The following is a 15582-nucleotide window of genomic DNA, read 5'->3' on the forward strand; positions in this document are numbered from 1 at the left end:
ATTTTTAACTATTATTTTCAAAAGGGGTTATTTTAAACTGAGTCGAAAGGGGACAAGTAATCATTTTCGGACAAAAATAGTCCCAAAGTAACAGGAGTGTAGAGTGATTTTCTTCTATTATTAGAGATGTAGTTTCAGAATAACTGGATTATTTGTCGAAAAATGTAATAAAAAATCATTTTTTTAGTAATGTAGGTAAAAATTCTCGACAAAATAGGACTTTNNGATTACTGAGAAGATGGTCGATATAGTATAAAAATAAAATACAATTGCAATAAGAAAGAGGTGAAGAATAACATGGAATTATTTTCAAATACCTTTAGGAATCTTGAGAATTCCTTAGATTATTCAAGTATGAAGCAGAAAGTTATTTCGCAAAACATTGCTAATGTAGATACACCTAACTATAAGGCGGAAAATGTGACGACCAGTTCTTTTAAAGAAGCGCTGCAGGCCTCTATGGACAGCTACCGTACGGATCAAAGGCATTTTGAGTTTAGTACAAAAAGCAATGGCTCAGCGATTGTGACACAGCGAAATGTAACGTATAACAATAATGGTAACAGCGTTGATATTGATAAAGAAATGACTGCTTTAGCGACAAATCAAATTTATTATAATGCCGTAACAGACCGACTAAGCGGGAAGTTTAGTTCATTACAAAATGTAATCAGAGGTGGTAAATAATGAGTATGTTTCACAGCATAAACACAACAGCCTCTGCTCTTACTAGTCAACGCTTGAGAATGGATGTCATTTCTTCTAATATGGCGAATGCTGAAACGACTAGATCGCAGTATGTTGATGGTGAATGGCAACCATATAGTAGAAAAGCGGTAGTTTTTCAAAGTAAAGAGAATGAAAGCTTCTCAAACTTTTTACATACAGCTATGGGACAATCGGAAGGTGTTGGAGCTGGTGTACAGGTAACTAAAATTGTTGAGGATGAGACAACGCCTTTTAAACTTGTATATAATCCAGAGCACCCGGATGCAAATGCAGAAGGATATGTTGAAATGCCAAACGTAGACCCTCTTAGGGAAATGGTAGATTTAATGAGTGCTACACGCTCGTATGAGGCGAACGTAACAGTGTTGAACGCCTCAAAAGGGATGATGATGAAAGCACTAGAAATAGGGAAATAAATAGAATAGGGGGATGAGACAATGGCAGGACTTACTCTTTCTGCTGCCAATAGCGTGGCCAATTTGCAAGAAGTGACTAATACAAAGAAAACAACACCATTTGAAGCGCAGCAATCTTTTGGAGCAGCGTTGAAGGAATCGATCAATCAAGTGAATGAAGCACAACTTTATTCTGATTCGTTAACGAATAAAATGGCGAATGGAGAAAACGTAGACTTACATAGCGTAATGATTGCATCACAAAAAGCAAGCATTTCATTATCAGCAACATTAGAGATTCGTAATAAAGTTGTTGAAGCATATCAGGAAATTATGAGAATGAATATTTAACGTTCATTTTAAAACCTCATTTTAAAATATAGTGCTAGGAGGAATGAAAATGTAAACCTCCTTTCATAAATTTAGTAGACTAACCGGGGGATTAAAATGAATGATTCATTAGTGAGAATAAAAGAGAAAATAACGGGATACTGGAGTACTCGCACAAAAAAACAAAAAATTATTGGTATTAGTGCAGCAGTTTTACTAGTTATCCTCATCGTCGTTGCTTCGATTTTAGCTACACGCACTACTCTTGTTCCTTTATATTCTAATTTGACTCCTTCAGAGACGGGTTCAATTAAAGAGAACTTAGATAGCAAAGGTATTGAAAATGCAATTTCGAACGATGGAACAACGATTAGTGTTCCGGAAGAAAGTGTAGATACGTTAAAAGTAGAATTAGCTGCTGAAGGCATTCCAAGTTCAGGGAATATTGATTATTCTTTTTTTGGTGAAAATGCTGGGATTGGAATGACAGAAAATGAGTTTAATGTTGTAAAGCTAGATGCGATGCAATCAGAAATTGCTGGTCTTATTAAGAAAATCGATGGTGTTCAAGATGCTAGCGTAATGATTACATTACCCGAACAAGGCGTTTTTGTTAGTGATACGAATGAAGAGGCATCTGCATCCGTTGTGTTAACAACAAAGCCAGGTTATAAATTTGAAGAAAATCAAATTAATGCTCTCTATCATTTAGTGTCAAAAAGTGTTCCTAATCTGCCTACTAATAATATCGTCATTATGAACCAAAACTTTGAGTATTTTGACTTAGAAGATGAAAGTAATTCTGTAGGAACTAAATTTGCTTCACAACAAGAAATCAAAAAAGAAATTGAACGAGATGTTCAAAGACAAGTGCAAAATATGCTTGGAACATTAATGGGAAGAGATAAAGTAGTCGTATCAGTTTCGACGGATATTGACTTTACTCAAGAAAATCGTGAAGAAAACTTAGTTGCTCCTGTTGATGAGGAAAATATGGAAGGGATTGCAATCTCTGCCCAAAGAATTAATGAGACCTATACGGGTGACGCAGCTGCAGCAGGTGGAATCCCACAAGGTGAAGATACAGCAGATTCATTAGGTACATATGTTCAAGGTGGAACGAATGGGACTGGAGACTATGAGAAGGTAGAAGAAACTATTAATAATGAAGTAAATCGCATTAAAAAGGAAATAGTAGAAAGCCCGTATAAAGTACAGGACCTAGGCATTCAAGTGATGGTAGAGCCGCCTACACCTGATGATCCAACCTCTCTTTCACAAGATAGCATCGATGATATTACAAAAATTCTTGGAACGATTATTCGGACAACGGTAGCTAAAGGTGAGAATGGGGAAGCGTTAACAGATGCCGAAATTGAAGAGAAAATTGCCATTTCTGTTCAACCGTTTAATGGAAAAGTGGGCGTAACGAATGCTGAAGAAAGTTCAACGTTACCATTATGGGCTTATATTGTTGGAGCAATATTATTACTGGCCATTATTGTTCTGCTTATTTTATATATTCGTTCAAGAAAACAACAGGCAGCAGAGGAAGATGAAGAAGAGGAATTGTTGGAAGAAGCAGTTTATGAAATACCAGATTTACCTGAAGAACAAGATTCCGAAGCTTCTATCAAACGTAAGCAGCTGGAGAAAATGGCAAGAGAAAAACCAGAGGATTTTGCAAAATTATTAAGAAGCTGGATAGAGGAAGACTAGGAGGCGATGCAGGTGACAGGGAAAAAGAAAAAAGGTGAATTGACAGGAAAACAAAAAGCAGCCATCCTCCTGATTTCCTTAGGTCCGGATGTTTCTGCATCGGTCTATAAACATCTTTCTGAAGAGGAAATTGAAAGGCTGACTCTTGAAATCTCTGGTGTAAGAAAAGTAGATTCAAAGGAAAAAGAAGAAGTATTAGAAGAGTTTCATAATATTGCGCTGGCGCAAGATTATATTTCTCAAGGTGGGATTGGTTATGCGAAACAAGTGCTTGAGAAAGCGTTAGGGGAAGATCAAGCAGCAGCAATTATTAATCGTCTTACTTCTTCACTGCAGGTACGTCCGTTTGATTTTGCTCGAAAAGCTGAACCAGGACAAATTTTAAACTTTATTCAAAACGAGCACCCACAAACAATTGCTTTAATTTTATCGTATTTGGAAGCGACACAAGCGGGTCAAATCTTATCGGAGCTGCCACAAGAAATGCAAGCGGATGTTGCTAAACGAATCGCTTTAATGGATAGTACATCACCAGAGATTATTAATGAAGTAGAACAAATTTTGGAGAGAAAACTATCAGCTACTGTAACGCAAGATTATACGCAAACAGGTGGTGTTGAAGCGGTTGTGGATGTCTTAAACGGTGTGGACCGCGCTACGGAACGAACGATTCTCGATGCACTTGAAATTCAAGATCCTGAATTGGCTGAGGAAATTAAGAAACGCATGTTTGTTTTCGAAGATATTGTTACGTTGGATGGAAGAGCGATTCAACGTGTTATTCATGAATCAGATAATGAAGATTTAAAGCTTGCTCTTAAGGTGGCGAGTGAAGAAGTAAAAGAAATTGTATTCCGTAATATGTCTAAACGAATGGTGGAAGCGTTCCAGGAAGAAATGGAGTATATGGGACCTGTAAGATTACGTGATGTCGAAGAAGCGCAATCCCGTATTGTTGCTGTTATCCGCCGCCTGGAAGAAGCAGGTGAGGTCGTCATCGCTCGTGGCGGAGGAGATGATATTATTGTCTAGGATTATTAAATCATCTCAAGCGAAAGAACAAGTTGGAAAAACGATTAAAATCCGCCCGTTTCCCGTCATTCATTCAGAACATGAAGAACAGGCGGCGGTAATGGATGAGACAACGCTACATGAATTGTTAGAACAAGCTGAGCGACAAGCTGAATGGCTAGTTCAACAAGCAAACGAACAGGCAGTCGCGATTAAAAACGAGATAGAGCAGGCAAGGGTTTATTGGGAACAAGAAGAAAGACCGATGTACATGGAGCAAGCCCAAAAAGAGGGCTATCAGCAAGGAATAGAGGACGGGATGCAAAAAGGATATAGGGAGACAGCTGAAGCAATCGCTTATGCCAAGGAAATTGTGGAGCTGTCTAAACAAGAATACAGCAAACAAATTGAAGCAGCGGAGCCTGTTATTTTAGAACTTGCGATGAAAGTGGCCGGTAAAATTATTGGATATGAATTAAAGGAAAGTGAAGAGGCTTTTTTCTCGATGGTGAAACGGGCAATTAAAGAGGCGAGGGAGAATCGCGAAGTACAACTTCATATACATCCGAGTCAGTATCCGTTTATTCTTTCTCATAAAGAGGAGTTTGAAGCAATTTTTCCGAAGAATACGGATTTATACGTCTATCCCAATAATGAATTGGCGGAAAGCAGCTGTATCATTGAATCTGAAAGCGGGAGAATCGATGCAAGTGTCGACAGTCAACTTCGAGAAATGAAAGATAAACTGATGGAATTATTAGAAGGGGAATCATGATGAAAGCGATTGACCTGATACCGTTAATTGATGAACTTGATACTTTTAAGCACTATGGCCGTGTAAAACGGGTTGTAGGGTTAATGATTGAATCTCAAGGTCCTGAAAGTTCAATTGGGGATATTTGCTACATTCATACCGGTGTTCGTCAACATAAAAAAAGAATTTTAGCAGAAGTTGTCGGTTTTCGTGATGAAATGGTCATTCTTATGCCGTTTACAGCCGTTAATGATATTTCTCCAGGAGCAATTGTAGAAGGATGCGGCCGTACATTAGAAATTAAAGTGGGCAGCAGTCTAATCGGGAAAGTTGTGGATTCGCTTGGACAGCCGATTGATAGCTCCATTCTTCCGAAAGGATTGGCTTCTGTAGCGATTGATCAAGATCCACCGAACCCGATGAAGCGTCCACCTATCTCTGAGCCAATCGATGTAGGGGTTCGTATGATTGATAGTTTGCTAACCGTTGGGAAAGGACAGCGTGTAGGAATCTTTGCAGGGAGCGGTGTTGGGAAAAGTACGTTGCTTGGGATGGTAGCGAGAAACACCACCGCTGATTTAAATGTCATTGCGTTAATTGGAGAGCGTGGTCGAGAGGTGCGTGAGTTTATCGAAAAAGACTTAGGTCCAGAAGGCTTAGCACGGTCTATCGTTGTTGTAGCAACAAGTGATCAACCAGCATTAATGCGTATTAAGGGGGCACTTGCTGCAACAGCGATTGCTGAGTATTTCCGCGATAAAGGCTTGAATGTCATGTTAATGATGGACTCTGTTACTCGGGTGGCAATGGCTCAGCGTGAGATTGGCTTAGCCGTGGGCGAACCGCCGACAACAAAGGGATATACGCCATCTGTCTTTGCGATATTGCCGCGTCTTTTAGAGAGAACGGGTACGAATCAACTTGGAACGATTACTGCTTTTTACACGGTGCTTGTTGATGGGGATGACATGAATGAGCCGATTGCGGATGCCGTGCGCGGGATACTTGATGGACACTTTGTATTAGATAGGCAGCTAGCAAACAAAGGTCAGTTTCCAGCGCTTAATGTATTGAAGAGTGTGAGTCGCGTTATGAATAATATCGTTGGTACCAAACATAAGAAGGCAGCTGAGCAATTACGAGCGACTTTAGCAACGTATTTAGAATCAGAAGATTTAATTAATATTGGAGCCTATAAACGAGGTTCTTCAAAGACAATTGATGAGTCGATTAAACGCTATCCTGCTATTTTATCTTTTTTAAAACAAGGGACGCATGAAAAAGCGACAAAGGAAGAAAGTATTGACAACCTTATACAGTTGATGGGAAAAGGTGAATGAAAATGATCTACCAATATAAATTTGAAAAGATATTAACCATCAAAGAAAAGGAAAAAAGCGATGCGCGTGCGGCATATAATGAAGCACTGAAAAACTTTGAACAGGTGGCTGAGAAGCTTTATAAATTGTTGAAGAAAAAAGAAGAACTGCTTGATTATCAGCAAGTAAAGTTGACTTCAGGTCTTTCTGTCCAAGAAATTCGTCACAACCAGCTTTTTATGGGGAATTTAGAGAAGTTGATTGAGCAATGTCAAAAAGATGTTATTGAAGCACGCTACAGGATGAACCTTCAACAAGAAAGATTGAAGGAAAAAAACATCGAAGTGAAAAAATATGAAAAAATAAAAGAAAAAGATTTTCAAAAATTCCTAGAAGTTGTAAAGGAAGCTGAAAATAAACAGATGGATGAGATTTCTATCCAGCAGTTTTTAAGCAAAGGATAGGGGGGACTAAAATGGCTCGAAAAGCTAAACAAAACATTGAAGACGTTGCACTAGAAGAACAGAAATCGGGGAAAATTCAATGGTTTCTATTTGCTATCGTCATTCCTGTCATCTTTGCCATTTTGGTTACAATCATCGTCATGACTTACTATGGTGTAAATGTGTTTGAAAAAACGAAGGAGATTTCAGATAAGATTTCCATGCAAGTTTTTCAAACGGATCAAAAACAAAAAGAAGAAACAACTACAGACTATAATCAAAAAATTGTTGAACTTGAAGCAGAGATTAAAGACAAAGAGGCAGAAATTCAGTCTCTAGAGAGCATTATTGATAGTCGAGATAAAAATCTTCAAAAGGCGGAAGCTGAACAAGAACAACTTCAAAAAGAAATTAATGAATTAAAACAAGCTCAAATGACGAGTGATGTAGAGATTAAAGAAATTGTAAAAACGTATGAAATGATGTCAGCTAAAAAGGCAGCACCGATTATTACACAAATGAGTGATGATGATGCTATCCAGATTCTCGCTAATTTGAAACCAGCGACTCTAGCCAAAGTATTAGAACAAATGGCTCCTGAAGATGCTGCGCGTCTAACGAAAAAATTACAATCACAGTCTTGATCAAAGGAGGTGAAAGAGAAGATGAATGCAGCTATGTTAGCGATGCTGCCGGCTGTTAACCATCAAACGCTATCAACAACTCAAACGTCTACATCTAGTTCAACAGGCAAGTTTGGAGCGGTGTTAGAAAGTGCGCTGTCGACGGGACGGATAGCAGAGGAATCTGAGTTTGGACAGGAAATTCTTTCGGCTGATCAAATCGCTATTATTGAGGATGTACTTCATTTTTTAGGAATCGATAGTTTAGCAGAATTAGAGGGCGGTAGTGAAATAGGAGCTGAATTATTGCTTAATGAAAATTTAGATAATAATGATTCATTATTGCAATTGTTATTGAAGTTAAACAGTGAGGATGGAACTGCGGTAAAGGAGTTTCTAACGAGTATTGTACAGATAAATGAACGTTTTGAAATGCCAGCAGAAGCTCAAGACATGAAAGAGATACTAAACGAAATCTCACCAGACATATACACTGCATTAAAGCAATTGGACTCTTTAGATGTGAAAGGTTTAGCTAGTCTTGATTTAAATGGTACAGCGAACTTGCTGAAGCTTGCTAAACTTCAAGAGTTAGTAGCCTCACATCAAGACTTAACTCAAAATCAAGCTGAGATGTCAAAAGAAATCAAACGTCTACTAGAATCGATTTCTGGCAGGCTGCAAAAATGGTTGAGTACGGAGTCGCCTAAAGCGGCGGCAGATACATCTTTTGCGGCTGTATTAGAAAACGGTACAAATAAGTCTTTGGATGTCGTAAAGCAGGCATATGTCCGATTCGTTACTTCGGATGGTGAAAGCTCTGAAGAAACGGTTAGCAATGGTTTAACATTAAAAACAGCAGAAACGAATACGCAAAGTTCTTCTTTACCCTTTCAAATGACGAAGCTTGAACAGTTTGTCTTAAATACGAGTCAGAACGGTCAGGCTGTTGATGCTGAGCAATTCGTTAAATCTTTTGAAAATATTTTAAGTAAAGCGAATTTCTCAAAAGCAAATGGCGTCCAAAAATTGCTCATTCGCTTAAACCCAGAGCATTTAGGTTCACTTCGAATTGAGTTGATTCAAAAAGAGGGGACGATGGTAGCGAAAATATTAGCAACAACGGCTCAAGCAAAAGAGCTGCTCGATCGTCAATTGCAAGGCTTAAAGCAAGCTTTTACAAATCAAAGTATTCAAGTGGAGAAAATTGAGATTTCCCAGCAAATAAGCACTTTTAACTCTGAGCGCTTTACACAGCGAGATCCTGATGCGAATAAACAACAAGAGCAACAATCCCAGCAAAATGAAAGCGACGCTGATTCAGAAACCGATTTTACCGATAGCTTTGCAGAAGCCCTATTAAATATAGAAGTATAGGTGAAGAATGATGACAACAATTGATACATCACTTTTACTATCCAATAATGTGAAAGAAAGAAAAGCGGGAGATAATCTCGGAAAAGATGATTTCTTAAAGCTATTTATTACCCAACTGCAAAATCAAGACCCAAGTAGTCCAATGGATAACAGTGAATTTATTGCGCAAATGGCCACGTTCTCGACAATGGAACAAATGATTAATATCGGTTCAAAGATTGATACACTGATTGAAAATAATAAGCAAAATGACTTGCTTAATTATAGTACATTTGTCGGTAAGGAAATTAAATGGCACTCGCTTGAAGAAAGTGAAAATAGCGAAGAAGCAACGGTTACAGAAGGAACAGGAGTCATCCAATCTGTTCAGTATAAAGGAGATAACGTATACTTCTTGCTTGAAGATGGCAAGAAACTAGAGCCGGGGAATATATCAGAAGTACATAGCGCTTCTTCATCGAATAGTCTTGTTACAGGCAGTGAATTAATTGGTAAGCAAGTGAATTGGAAAGATGAAGACGGCAAGGAAGTTTCGGCATTTGTTCAATCCGTGTTAATGAGTAATGGCAAGCTTCTCTATGAAGTTGATGATGAAAAAGGGACAAAACTTACAGGTGATCAATTAATTAAAATTGCGAGTAATTAACGGCACGATTTAGGATCTTACTATAAGGAAGCTTCGACTGCGGATTGACAGAAGCGGTCAATAATCGAAAGGGGAAATGAAAAGATGCTTCGTTCAATGTACTCTGGCATTAGTGGATTGAAAAATATGCAAACAAAACTAGATGTTATCGGGAATAACGTCGCAAACGTCAATACATATGGCTTTAAAAAAGGTCGCGTTACATTCAGCGATACGATGAACCAAACGATTTCTGGGGCAAGTGCAGCGACAGCTAATAAAGGAGGAACAAATGCCAAGCAAGTCGGTCTTGGCTCGACGGTTGCAACAATTGATACGATTCATACGCAATCAAGCTTACAAACGACAGGACGTGACCTCGACTTAGCGATTTCAGGCGATGGTTATTTCGTTGTCAAAAATGGCGATGCCGAGTTCTATACACGAGCAGGGAACTTCTATTTGGATGACGAAGGAACACTTGTCAATGGAGAGGGATTAAAGGTTCAAGCTTATAAAATAGTTAATGATAAAGTTACTAATACTTATGGAGATGTTGCAGTAAACGTGAATGCGGTGTTACCTGCCAAAAAAACTGATACTATCACTTTTTCAGAAAATCTCTCTTCAGATTCAACAGTAGATTCTGTATATACTCAACAAATTAAAGTGACTGGTGCAGATGGTACAGCTCAAGCTGTGACTGTAGAGTTTAAAAAGACTGGTGCAAATACATGGGAATTGAGTTTAAATGATCAAAATATTGGAACATTAGACTTTAGTTCTACGCCAGCTGATATAAAAGTAAACATGGGCGCTAACGGTGATTTTGTGGCTAATACAAATGGTTCAATAGTACTGAATTTTTCTAATCTAACCCAAAATCCTGGTACAAGCACAGCGCTAGTTAACCCTAACGGTAGTACCGAAGGAAAACTAGACAGTTTCAACATTAGTTCAGCCGGTGAAATTAACGGGGTCTATTCTAATGGTCAAATCGTTACTCTAGGTCAACTTGCGGTTGCAAAATTCAGTAATGCTTCTGGTCTTATGAAGACAGGAGGCACTACGTTCCAAGAGTCGATTAACTCAGGTACACCGAATATTAATGTCGCGGGTAATGGTCGTGGATCAATCGCAGCTGGTTCTCTTGAAATGTCGAATGTCGACTTATCGGAAGAATTTACCGAAATGATTGTTGCTCAACGAGGTTTCCAATCCAACACTCGTATTATCACAACATCCGATGAAATCCTGCAAGAGCTTGTTAATTTAAAACGATAGGTTAAGGGAGGGATGGAGCTTAAGAGTTACGGCTTTTTGGCTCCAATCATCATTATTAAAGTAACCCGATTGAATGGTAGAAGTTTTACGGTAAACGCCTTATATATAGAAGCAATTGAATCGTTGCCAGATACGACGATTACGTTTACGACGGGGAAGAAGATTGTTGTACGCGAGAAGGAAGAAGAAATCACACAAGCTATTATTCAATTTTACCGTGCTGTGAATGTTCTTGGACTTCGTCACGACGTGGAGGGTATAGGTTATGAAGAATAAAGTATTAACGATTATGTTAATTATGCTTGTTGCTATTTCTCTGTTAGGTGTATTGGCGGTTGTGGTGATTAATAAGATGAATGATGCGGGTGTCGCAAATGGAGAACCATCCATTGATGAAATTGTGGAGGCATCCGTTGAAATTCCAGAGATTACTACAAATCTTGCTGACAATGATTATATTAAAATTTCGTTTACAATTCAAACCGATGGAAAAAAAGCAAAAGAAGAGTTAGAAAAGCGAAATTTCCAAGCGAAGAATATTATTATTACGGAATTGTCAGAAGTAAAGACGAATGAACTAGCCGGGAAAGCAGGGAAAGAAAAGCTGCAGGAAGTCATTAAGAAAGAGTTAAATAAATTAATGCAAGAAGGACAAGTTGAACAGGTGTATATCACCTCCTCAATCCTTCAATAATAAATCTTTTGGGCAAACGCTCAAGTGAGCAGTTTTGGAGGTGATGGCGATTGTCTAGTGAAATATTGTCACAAAGTGAAATTGATGCTTTGCTTTCGGCGCTTTCTACAGGAGAAATGGATGCTGAGGAGCTGAAAAAAGAAGAAATTGAGAAAAGAGTGAAAGTTTACGACTTTAAACGAGCGCTTCGCTTCTCAAAAGACCAAATTCGAAGTTTAACGCGAATTCACGAAAATTTCGCGCGATTACTGACGACGTACTTTTCAGCACAGCTTCGAACGTATATTCATATAGCGGTGGCGTCTGTTGATCAACTTCCGTATGAAGAATTTGTTCGTTCGATTCCGAAAATGACGATTTTAAATGTCTATGAAGTGCCGCCGTTAGACGGGCGTATTATTCTGGAAGTCAACCCGAATATTGCTTATGCGATGATGGATCGCGTGCTTGGCGGGCGAGGCGAAAGCGTGAATAAGGTCGACAATTTAACGGAAATTGAAACGAAAATTATGACGAGTTTATTTGAAAAGGCATTTGAGAATTTACAGGAAGCATGGTCTACAATCGTTGATATTGATCCGATCATGGCAGATTTTGAAGTGAATCCTCAGTTTTTACAACTTGTCTCACCTAATGATACGGTGATTGTTATTTCGTTAAATATTCAAGTAGGGGATACAACGGGCATGATTAATATGTGTATTCCGCATGTTGTATTAGAGCCGATTATACCGAATTTATCGGCGCATTATTGGATGCAGACTTTACAAAAAGAACGAAGTCCAGAAGAAATGGCGATGCTTGAAAAAAGAATTACGCATTCAGATATGATTATTGCTGCGGAATTAGGAGAAACGAGCATTACCATTCATGATTTTCTACAGTTAGATGTTGGCGATGTGATTGAGTTAAATCAACCCATTGATGCACCTTTAACTGTGAAGATCGGGGATGTTCCGAAATTCTACGGACAACCAGGTAAGGTAGGCAAAAAGCTAGCCATTCAGATTCTTGATATTTTGAAGGGGGGAGACGAAGATGGTAAGTGATGAGATGCTTTCTCAAGATGAGATTGACGCTCTGTTAAGAGGTGATACAGAGGATGACGTAAGTGAGGTGAGATCTCCCCTTAACGTAGAAGATTATTTATCGTCGATGGAACAGGATGCACTTGGTGAAGTTGGAAATATTTCTTTCGGAAGTTCAGCAACTGCTCTATCCACTTTATTAAATCAAAAGGTCGATATTACAACGCCGACTGTTACATTAATTGAAAAAAGTAAATTATCTGCTGAGTTTCCACATCCATATGTGACGATACAAGTGGAGTATACGGAAGGATTTTCTGGGGTTAATGTTCTAGTCATTAAACAAAGTGATGCTGCAATTATTGCAGATTTAATGTTGGGTGGTAATGGATTAAACCCAAGTGGTGATCTTGGAGAAATTCAATTAAGTGCTGTACAAGAGGCGATGAACCAAATGATGGGTTCAGCAGCTACTTCGATGTCGACGATTTTTAGTAAGAGAGTCGATATTTCACCGCCAAGCATTGACTTACTTGATATGGTCAATGGGGAAGGAGAAAAGTCAATTCCGAACACAGATCCACTCGTCAAAATTTCGTTCCGATTACGTGTCGGTGAGCTAATTGATTCTAATATTATGCAGCTTTTACCGCTGCCTTTTGCAAAAGGCCTAGTCGATGAACTGATGGGGGGGGCAGGTCTAGACCCTGAGCTGCCCGCAACGGCTCAAGTCGAGCCGCGGCAAGTTCAAGTCGCTCAGGCGGCTGAACAAGCAGCAGCGTTGCAACAGCCGGTATATGAACAACCGATTCAACAGGTTCAGCAAGCTCAACCAGCTTATCAAATGCAGCAACCAGTACAAATGGCGAGTTCCCCGCAGTATTTTGGTGCAGGTACAGCGGTGCCAAGTCAACCAGTGAATGTTCAACCAGCGAACTTTACAAGCTTTCAGCCATATCAGCTTCAAGAGGCAGAAGCAAAAAATTTAAATATGTTAATGGATATTCCGCTTCAAGTAACCGTTGAATTAGGTCGAACTAAACAATCGGTTAAAGACATTTTGGAATTAGCATCTGGTTCAATTATTGAGCTGGATAAATTAGCCGGGGAACCGGTTGATATTTTGGTGAACAGCCGTCTAATTGCGAAAGGTGAAGTGGTTGTTATTGATGAAAACTTTGGTGTTCGTGTGACAGACATTGTCAGTCAAAACGACCGACTACAAAAACTAAGATAATTTCAGGGGGTATACAGGGTATGGCACATAAAATTTTAATTGTTGATGATGCAGCATTTATGAGAATGATGATTAAGGATATTCTTGTGAAAAATGGATTTGAAATTGTTGGGGAAGCAGCTGATGGAGCACAAGCGGTACAGCTGTTTCAAGACACACAGCCAGATTTAGTAACAATGGATATTACAATGCCAGAAATGGATGGTATTACAGCGCTTAAAGAAATTAAAAAAGTTAATCCGCAAGCCAAAGTAATCATGTGTTCGGCAATGGGACAGCAAGCGATGGTTATTGATGCGATTCAAGCGGGTGCAAAAGATTTTATCGTTAAGCCATTTCAGGCAGATCGCGTGTTAGAAGCCATTAATAAAGCATTAAGCTAATAAAGTAAGAGGGTGTCATTCACTTGTTTTCTGTAAAAAAATTACGTCAAGTTTTGTTCGCCCTTGGCATTGTTTGTTTTTTTCAAACAATGCCCGTTCATGCAGAAAACCTTGATCAATCAGTGAAGGATATGTATGAGCAGCCTGAATCATCCAAAGCGGAAAATGCTGTGAAAGATGATTCAACAACCGAAGAGAAAGCTGCATCCTCTAGCGATGTCGGGCTTTCTTTCTCGGACTTTTTCCGGATGATATTTGCGATGCTTTTTGTTGTAGCTTTGCTTTATATTGTTCTTCGGTTCATTAGTAAAAAGTCAAAGACGTATCAACAAGCCAATTTTATCGAAAATCTAGGTGGAACAAACTTAGGCAATAATCGCTCTATTCAAATTGTGAAAGTGGGAGAGCGCGTGCTCCTTGTCGGAGTCGGCGAAAATATTCAACTGTTAACAGAAATTGAAGATGAAGAAGAACGTCGACAATTACTAGAAGCCTATAATCAAAAATATGAACAAATGATGCAGCCCACTGATTTTGTAATGAAGTTAAAAAAGAAATGGACAAAATCAGCGGTGAGCCGAGAGTCATTTTCAAGTGAATTAAAAAATCAGTTAGATGAAATGAGACAAAGCCGAAAGCAGCTAATGGATAAGCTTGATCAGAAAGGAAGAGACGATGAATGAGTGAGTTTATGGAGTTTTTCAATACTAGTAATCCCGCTAATGTCTCTACTTCTGTCAAGCTCCTTTTGATGCTGACGGTTTTATCTCTTGCTCCGAGTATTTTAATTTTAATGACTTGTTTTACAAGAATTATTATTGTGCTGGGATTTGTGCGAACGTCTCTTGCAACACAGCAAATGCCGCCGACTCAAGTGTTGATTGGTCTTGCCATGTTTATGTCTTTCTTCATTATGGCTCCGACATTTCAAGAGGTGAATAAACAAGCACTTACCCCTCTATTTGAAGAAAAGATTACGTTAGAGGAAGCGTATGAGAAAGCGTCAATCCCATTTAAAGAATTTATGAGCGAGCATACGAGACAAAAGGACCTTGCGCTTTTTCTTGATTACGCCCAAATGGACCCGCCAAAATCTATTCAAGATATTCCATTGACAGCACTAGTACCCGCTTTTGCGATTAGTGAAATGAAGACGGCTTTTCAAATTGGATTTATGATTTTTATTCCATTTCTTGTAATCGATATGATTATTGCCAGTGTTTTAATGTCGATGGGGATGATGATGTTACCGCCGGTCATGATTTCATTACCATTTAAGATTCTTCTCTTTGTACTAGTAGATGGATGGTACTTAGTAGTGAAATCTTTATTACAAAGTTTTTAAGCAGGTGAAAAACGTTGAGTGCAGATTTTGTTATTGATGTAGCGGAACGAGGAATTTATACGATCTTGATTGTATCGGGGCCATTGTTATTAATTGCGCTAGGCGTTGGTTTAGCGATTAGTATCTTTCAGGCAACGACGCAAATTCAAGAACAAACACTTGCCTTTGTTCCAAAGATTGTTGCCGTTCTTATCGGCATTGTTTTTTTAGCACCATGGATGATTAGCCATTTAATTTCATATACTGCGGAAATACTTGGAAACTTGAATCGTTTTGTAGGTTAGGG

20 protein-coding genes are annotated in these 15582 nt (G+C 38.8%); all 20 read left to right on the forward strand.

All coding sequences use genetic code 11. The annotated features are described in order from the left end of the window. The first annotated feature begins 297 nt into the window (after window positions 1-297). The 20 genes from flgB to fliQ all read left to right on the forward strand — a co-directional run bounded on the left by flgB (window position 298) and on the right by fliQ (window position 15580). Window positions 298-687, forward strand: a complete 390-nt coding sequence (flgB, locus tag V7068_RS04645; protein WP_499711296.1) for a flagellar basal body rod protein FlgB — start codon at window positions 298-300, stop codon at window positions 685-687. Beyond that, complete coding sequence (gene flgC, locus V7068_RS04650) at window positions 687-1145, forward strand: flagellar basal body rod protein FlgC (RefSeq protein WP_499711298.1); 459 nt, start codon at window positions 687-689, stop codon at window positions 1143-1145. Before flgB ends, flgC begins: the two co-directional genes overlap by 1 nt. Before the next feature lie 21 nt (window positions 1146-1166). Beyond that, entirely contained in the window at window positions 1167-1475 is a 309-nt protein-coding gene (gene fliE, locus V7068_RS04655) for a flagellar hook-basal body complex protein FliE (RefSeq protein WP_499711299.1), read from the forward strand. A gap of 96 nt (window positions 1476-1571) precedes the next feature. Continuing rightward, window positions 1572-3173: a flagellar basal-body MS-ring/collar protein FliF gene (fliF, locus tag V7068_RS04660; RefSeq protein WP_499711301.1), complete on the forward strand. Its 1602-nt coding sequence runs from the start codon at window positions 1572-1574 to the stop codon at window positions 3171-3173. Between the two features lie 12 nt (window positions 3174-3185). Beyond that, window positions 3186-4205 carry a flagellar motor switch protein FliG gene (fliG, locus tag V7068_RS04665; protein WP_252294272.1) on the forward strand — a complete coding sequence of 340 codons (1020 nt, stop codon included), beginning with the start codon at window positions 3186-3188 and terminating at the stop codon, window positions 4203-4205. Next, the gene (gene fliH, locus V7068_RS04670) at window positions 4198-4959 is read left to right on the forward strand and encodes a flagellar assembly protein FliH (protein WP_499711302.1); all 762 of its coding nucleotides are present in this window, start codon (window positions 4198-4200) and stop codon (window positions 4957-4959) included. The genes fliG and fliH overlap by 8 nt, the downstream gene beginning before the upstream one ends. After that, window positions 4959-6278: a flagellar protein export ATPase FliI gene (gene fliI, locus V7068_RS04675; RefSeq protein ID WP_499711362.1), complete on the forward strand. Its 1320-nt coding sequence runs from the start codon at window positions 4959-4961 to the stop codon at window positions 6276-6278. Before fliH ends, fliI begins: the two co-directional genes overlap by 1 nt. A gap of 2 nt (window positions 6279-6280) precedes the next feature. Next, window positions 6281-6721 (forward strand): flagellar export protein FliJ, encoded by a 441-nt coding sequence (gene fliJ / locus V7068_RS04680; protein ID WP_127762487.1) that lies wholly within the window; start codon window positions 6281-6283, stop codon window positions 6719-6721. A gap of 11 nt (window positions 6722-6732) precedes the next feature. Beyond that, on the forward strand, window positions 6733-7344 hold the full coding sequence (locus V7068_RS04685) for a MotE family protein (RefSeq protein WP_499711303.1): 612 nt from the start codon (window positions 6733-6735) through the stop codon (window positions 7342-7344). Window positions 7345-7365: 21 nt separating this feature from the next. Beyond that, complete coding sequence (locus V7068_RS04690) at window positions 7366-8700, forward strand: flagellar hook-length control protein FliK (RefSeq protein WP_499711304.1); 1335 nt, start codon at window positions 7366-7368, stop codon at window positions 8698-8700. Window positions 8701-8710: 10 nt separating this feature from the next. Further along, on the forward strand, window positions 8711-9346 hold the full coding sequence (gene flgD, locus V7068_RS04695; protein ID WP_499711305.1) for a flagellar hook assembly protein FlgD: 636 nt from the start codon (window positions 8711-8713) through the stop codon (window positions 9344-9346). 84 nt (window positions 9347-9430) lie between these two features. Next, window positions 9431-10609 carry a flagellar hook protein FlgE gene (locus V7068_RS04700; RefSeq protein ID WP_499711306.1) on the forward strand — a complete coding sequence of 393 codons (1179 nt, stop codon included), beginning with the start codon at window positions 9431-9433 and terminating at the stop codon, window positions 10607-10609. A 12-nt stretch (window positions 10610-10621) separates the two neighbouring features. Continuing rightward, window positions 10622-10885 (forward strand): flagellar FlbD family protein, encoded by a 264-nt coding sequence (locus V7068_RS04705; RefSeq protein ID WP_499711307.1) that lies wholly within the window; start codon window positions 10622-10624, stop codon window positions 10883-10885. Beyond that, on the forward strand, window positions 10875-11303 hold the full coding sequence (fliL, locus tag V7068_RS04710) for a flagellar basal body-associated protein FliL (RefSeq protein ID WP_499711309.1): 429 nt from the start codon (window positions 10875-10877) through the stop codon (window positions 11301-11303). Before V7068_RS04705 ends, fliL begins: the two co-directional genes overlap by 11 nt. 50 nt (window positions 11304-11353) lie before the next feature. After that, the gene (gene fliM, locus V7068_RS04715; RefSeq protein ID WP_499711310.1) at window positions 11354-12352 is read left to right on the forward strand and encodes a flagellar motor switch protein FliM; all 999 of its coding nucleotides are present in this window, start codon (window positions 11354-11356) and stop codon (window positions 12350-12352) included. Beyond that, on the forward strand, window positions 12342-13568 hold the full coding sequence (gene fliY / locus V7068_RS04720; protein ID WP_499711312.1) for a flagellar motor switch phosphatase FliY: 1227 nt from the start codon (window positions 12342-12344) through the stop codon (window positions 13566-13568). The genes fliM and fliY overlap by 11 nt, the downstream gene beginning before the upstream one ends. Window positions 13569-13588: 20 nt before the next feature. Then, window positions 13589-13951, forward strand: a complete 363-nt coding sequence (locus tag V7068_RS04725) for a response regulator (protein ID WP_119116553.1) — start codon at window positions 13589-13591, stop codon at window positions 13949-13951. A 23-nt stretch (window positions 13952-13974) separates the two neighbouring features. After that, entirely contained in the window at window positions 13975-14634 is a 660-nt protein-coding gene (fliO, locus tag V7068_RS04730) for a flagellar biosynthetic protein FliO (RefSeq protein ID WP_499711313.1), read from the forward strand. Next, on the forward strand, window positions 14631-15296 hold the full coding sequence (gene fliP / locus V7068_RS04735; RefSeq protein WP_127759796.1) for a flagellar type III secretion system pore protein FliP: 666 nt from the start codon (window positions 14631-14633) through the stop codon (window positions 15294-15296). Before fliO ends, fliP begins: the two co-directional genes overlap by 4 nt. Before the next feature lie 14 nt (window positions 15297-15310). Next, on the forward strand, window positions 15311-15580 hold the full coding sequence (gene fliQ / locus V7068_RS04740) for a flagellar biosynthesis protein FliQ (RefSeq protein WP_119116550.1): 270 nt from the start codon (window positions 15311-15313) through the stop codon (window positions 15578-15580). Window positions 15581-15582 lie beyond the last annotated feature (2 nt).

The sequence above is a fragment of the Bacillus sp. JJ634 genome, assembly GCF_036962285.1.
GTDB classification, from domain to species: Bacteria; Bacillota; Bacilli; order Bacillales; family DSM-1321; genus Peribacillus; species Peribacillus asahii_A.

Bases quoted from the DNA above. Each gene is read 5' to 3' on its own strand.
- flgB (WP_499711296.1), top strand. From the start codon at position 298: ATGGAATTATTTTCAAATACCTTTAGGAATCTTGAGAATTCCTTAGAT.
- flgC (WP_499711298.1), top strand. From the start codon at position 687: ATGAGTATGTTTCACAGCATAAACACAACAGCCTCTGCTCTTACTAGT.
- fliE (WP_499711299.1), top strand. From the start codon at position 1,167: ATGGCAGGACTTACTCTTTCTGCTGCCAATAGCGTGGCCAATTTGCAA.
- fliF (WP_499711301.1), top strand. From the start codon at position 1,572: ATGAATGATTCATTAGTGAGAATAAAAGAGAAAATAACGGGATACTGG.
- fliI (WP_499711362.1), top strand. From the start codon at position 4,959: ATGAAAGCGATTGACCTGATACCGTTAATTGATGAACTTGATACTTTT.
- fliJ (WP_127762487.1), top strand. From the start codon at position 6,281: ATGATCTACCAATATAAATTTGAAAAGATATTAACCATCAAAGAAAAG.
- V7068_RS04685 (WP_499711303.1), top strand. From the start codon at position 6,733: ATGGCTCGAAAAGCTAAACAAAACATTGAAGACGTTGCACTAGAAGAA.
- V7068_RS04690 (WP_499711304.1), top strand. From the start codon at position 7,366: ATGAATGCAGCTATGTTAGCGATGCTGCCGGCTGTTAACCATCAAACG.
- flgD (WP_499711305.1), top strand. From the start codon at position 8,711: ATGACAACAATTGATACATCACTTTTACTATCCAATAATGTGAAAGAA.
- V7068_RS04700 (WP_499711306.1), top strand. From the start codon at position 9,431: ATGCTTCGTTCAATGTACTCTGGCATTAGTGGATTGAAAAATATGCAA.
- V7068_RS04705 (WP_499711307.1), top strand. From the start codon at position 10,622: ATGGAGCTTAAGAGTTACGGCTTTTTGGCTCCAATCATCATTATTAAA.
- fliL (WP_499711309.1), top strand. From the start codon at position 10,875: ATGAAGAATAAAGTATTAACGATTATGTTAATTATGCTTGTTGCTATT.
- fliY (WP_499711312.1), top strand. From the start codon at position 12,342: ATGGTAAGTGATGAGATGCTTTCTCAAGATGAGATTGACGCTCTGTTA.
- V7068_RS04725 (WP_119116553.1), top strand. From the start codon at position 13,589: ATGGCACATAAAATTTTAATTGTTGATGATGCAGCATTTATGAGAATG.
- fliP (WP_127759796.1), top strand. From the start codon at position 14,631: ATGAGTGAGTTTATGGAGTTTTTCAATACTAGTAATCCCGCTAATGTC.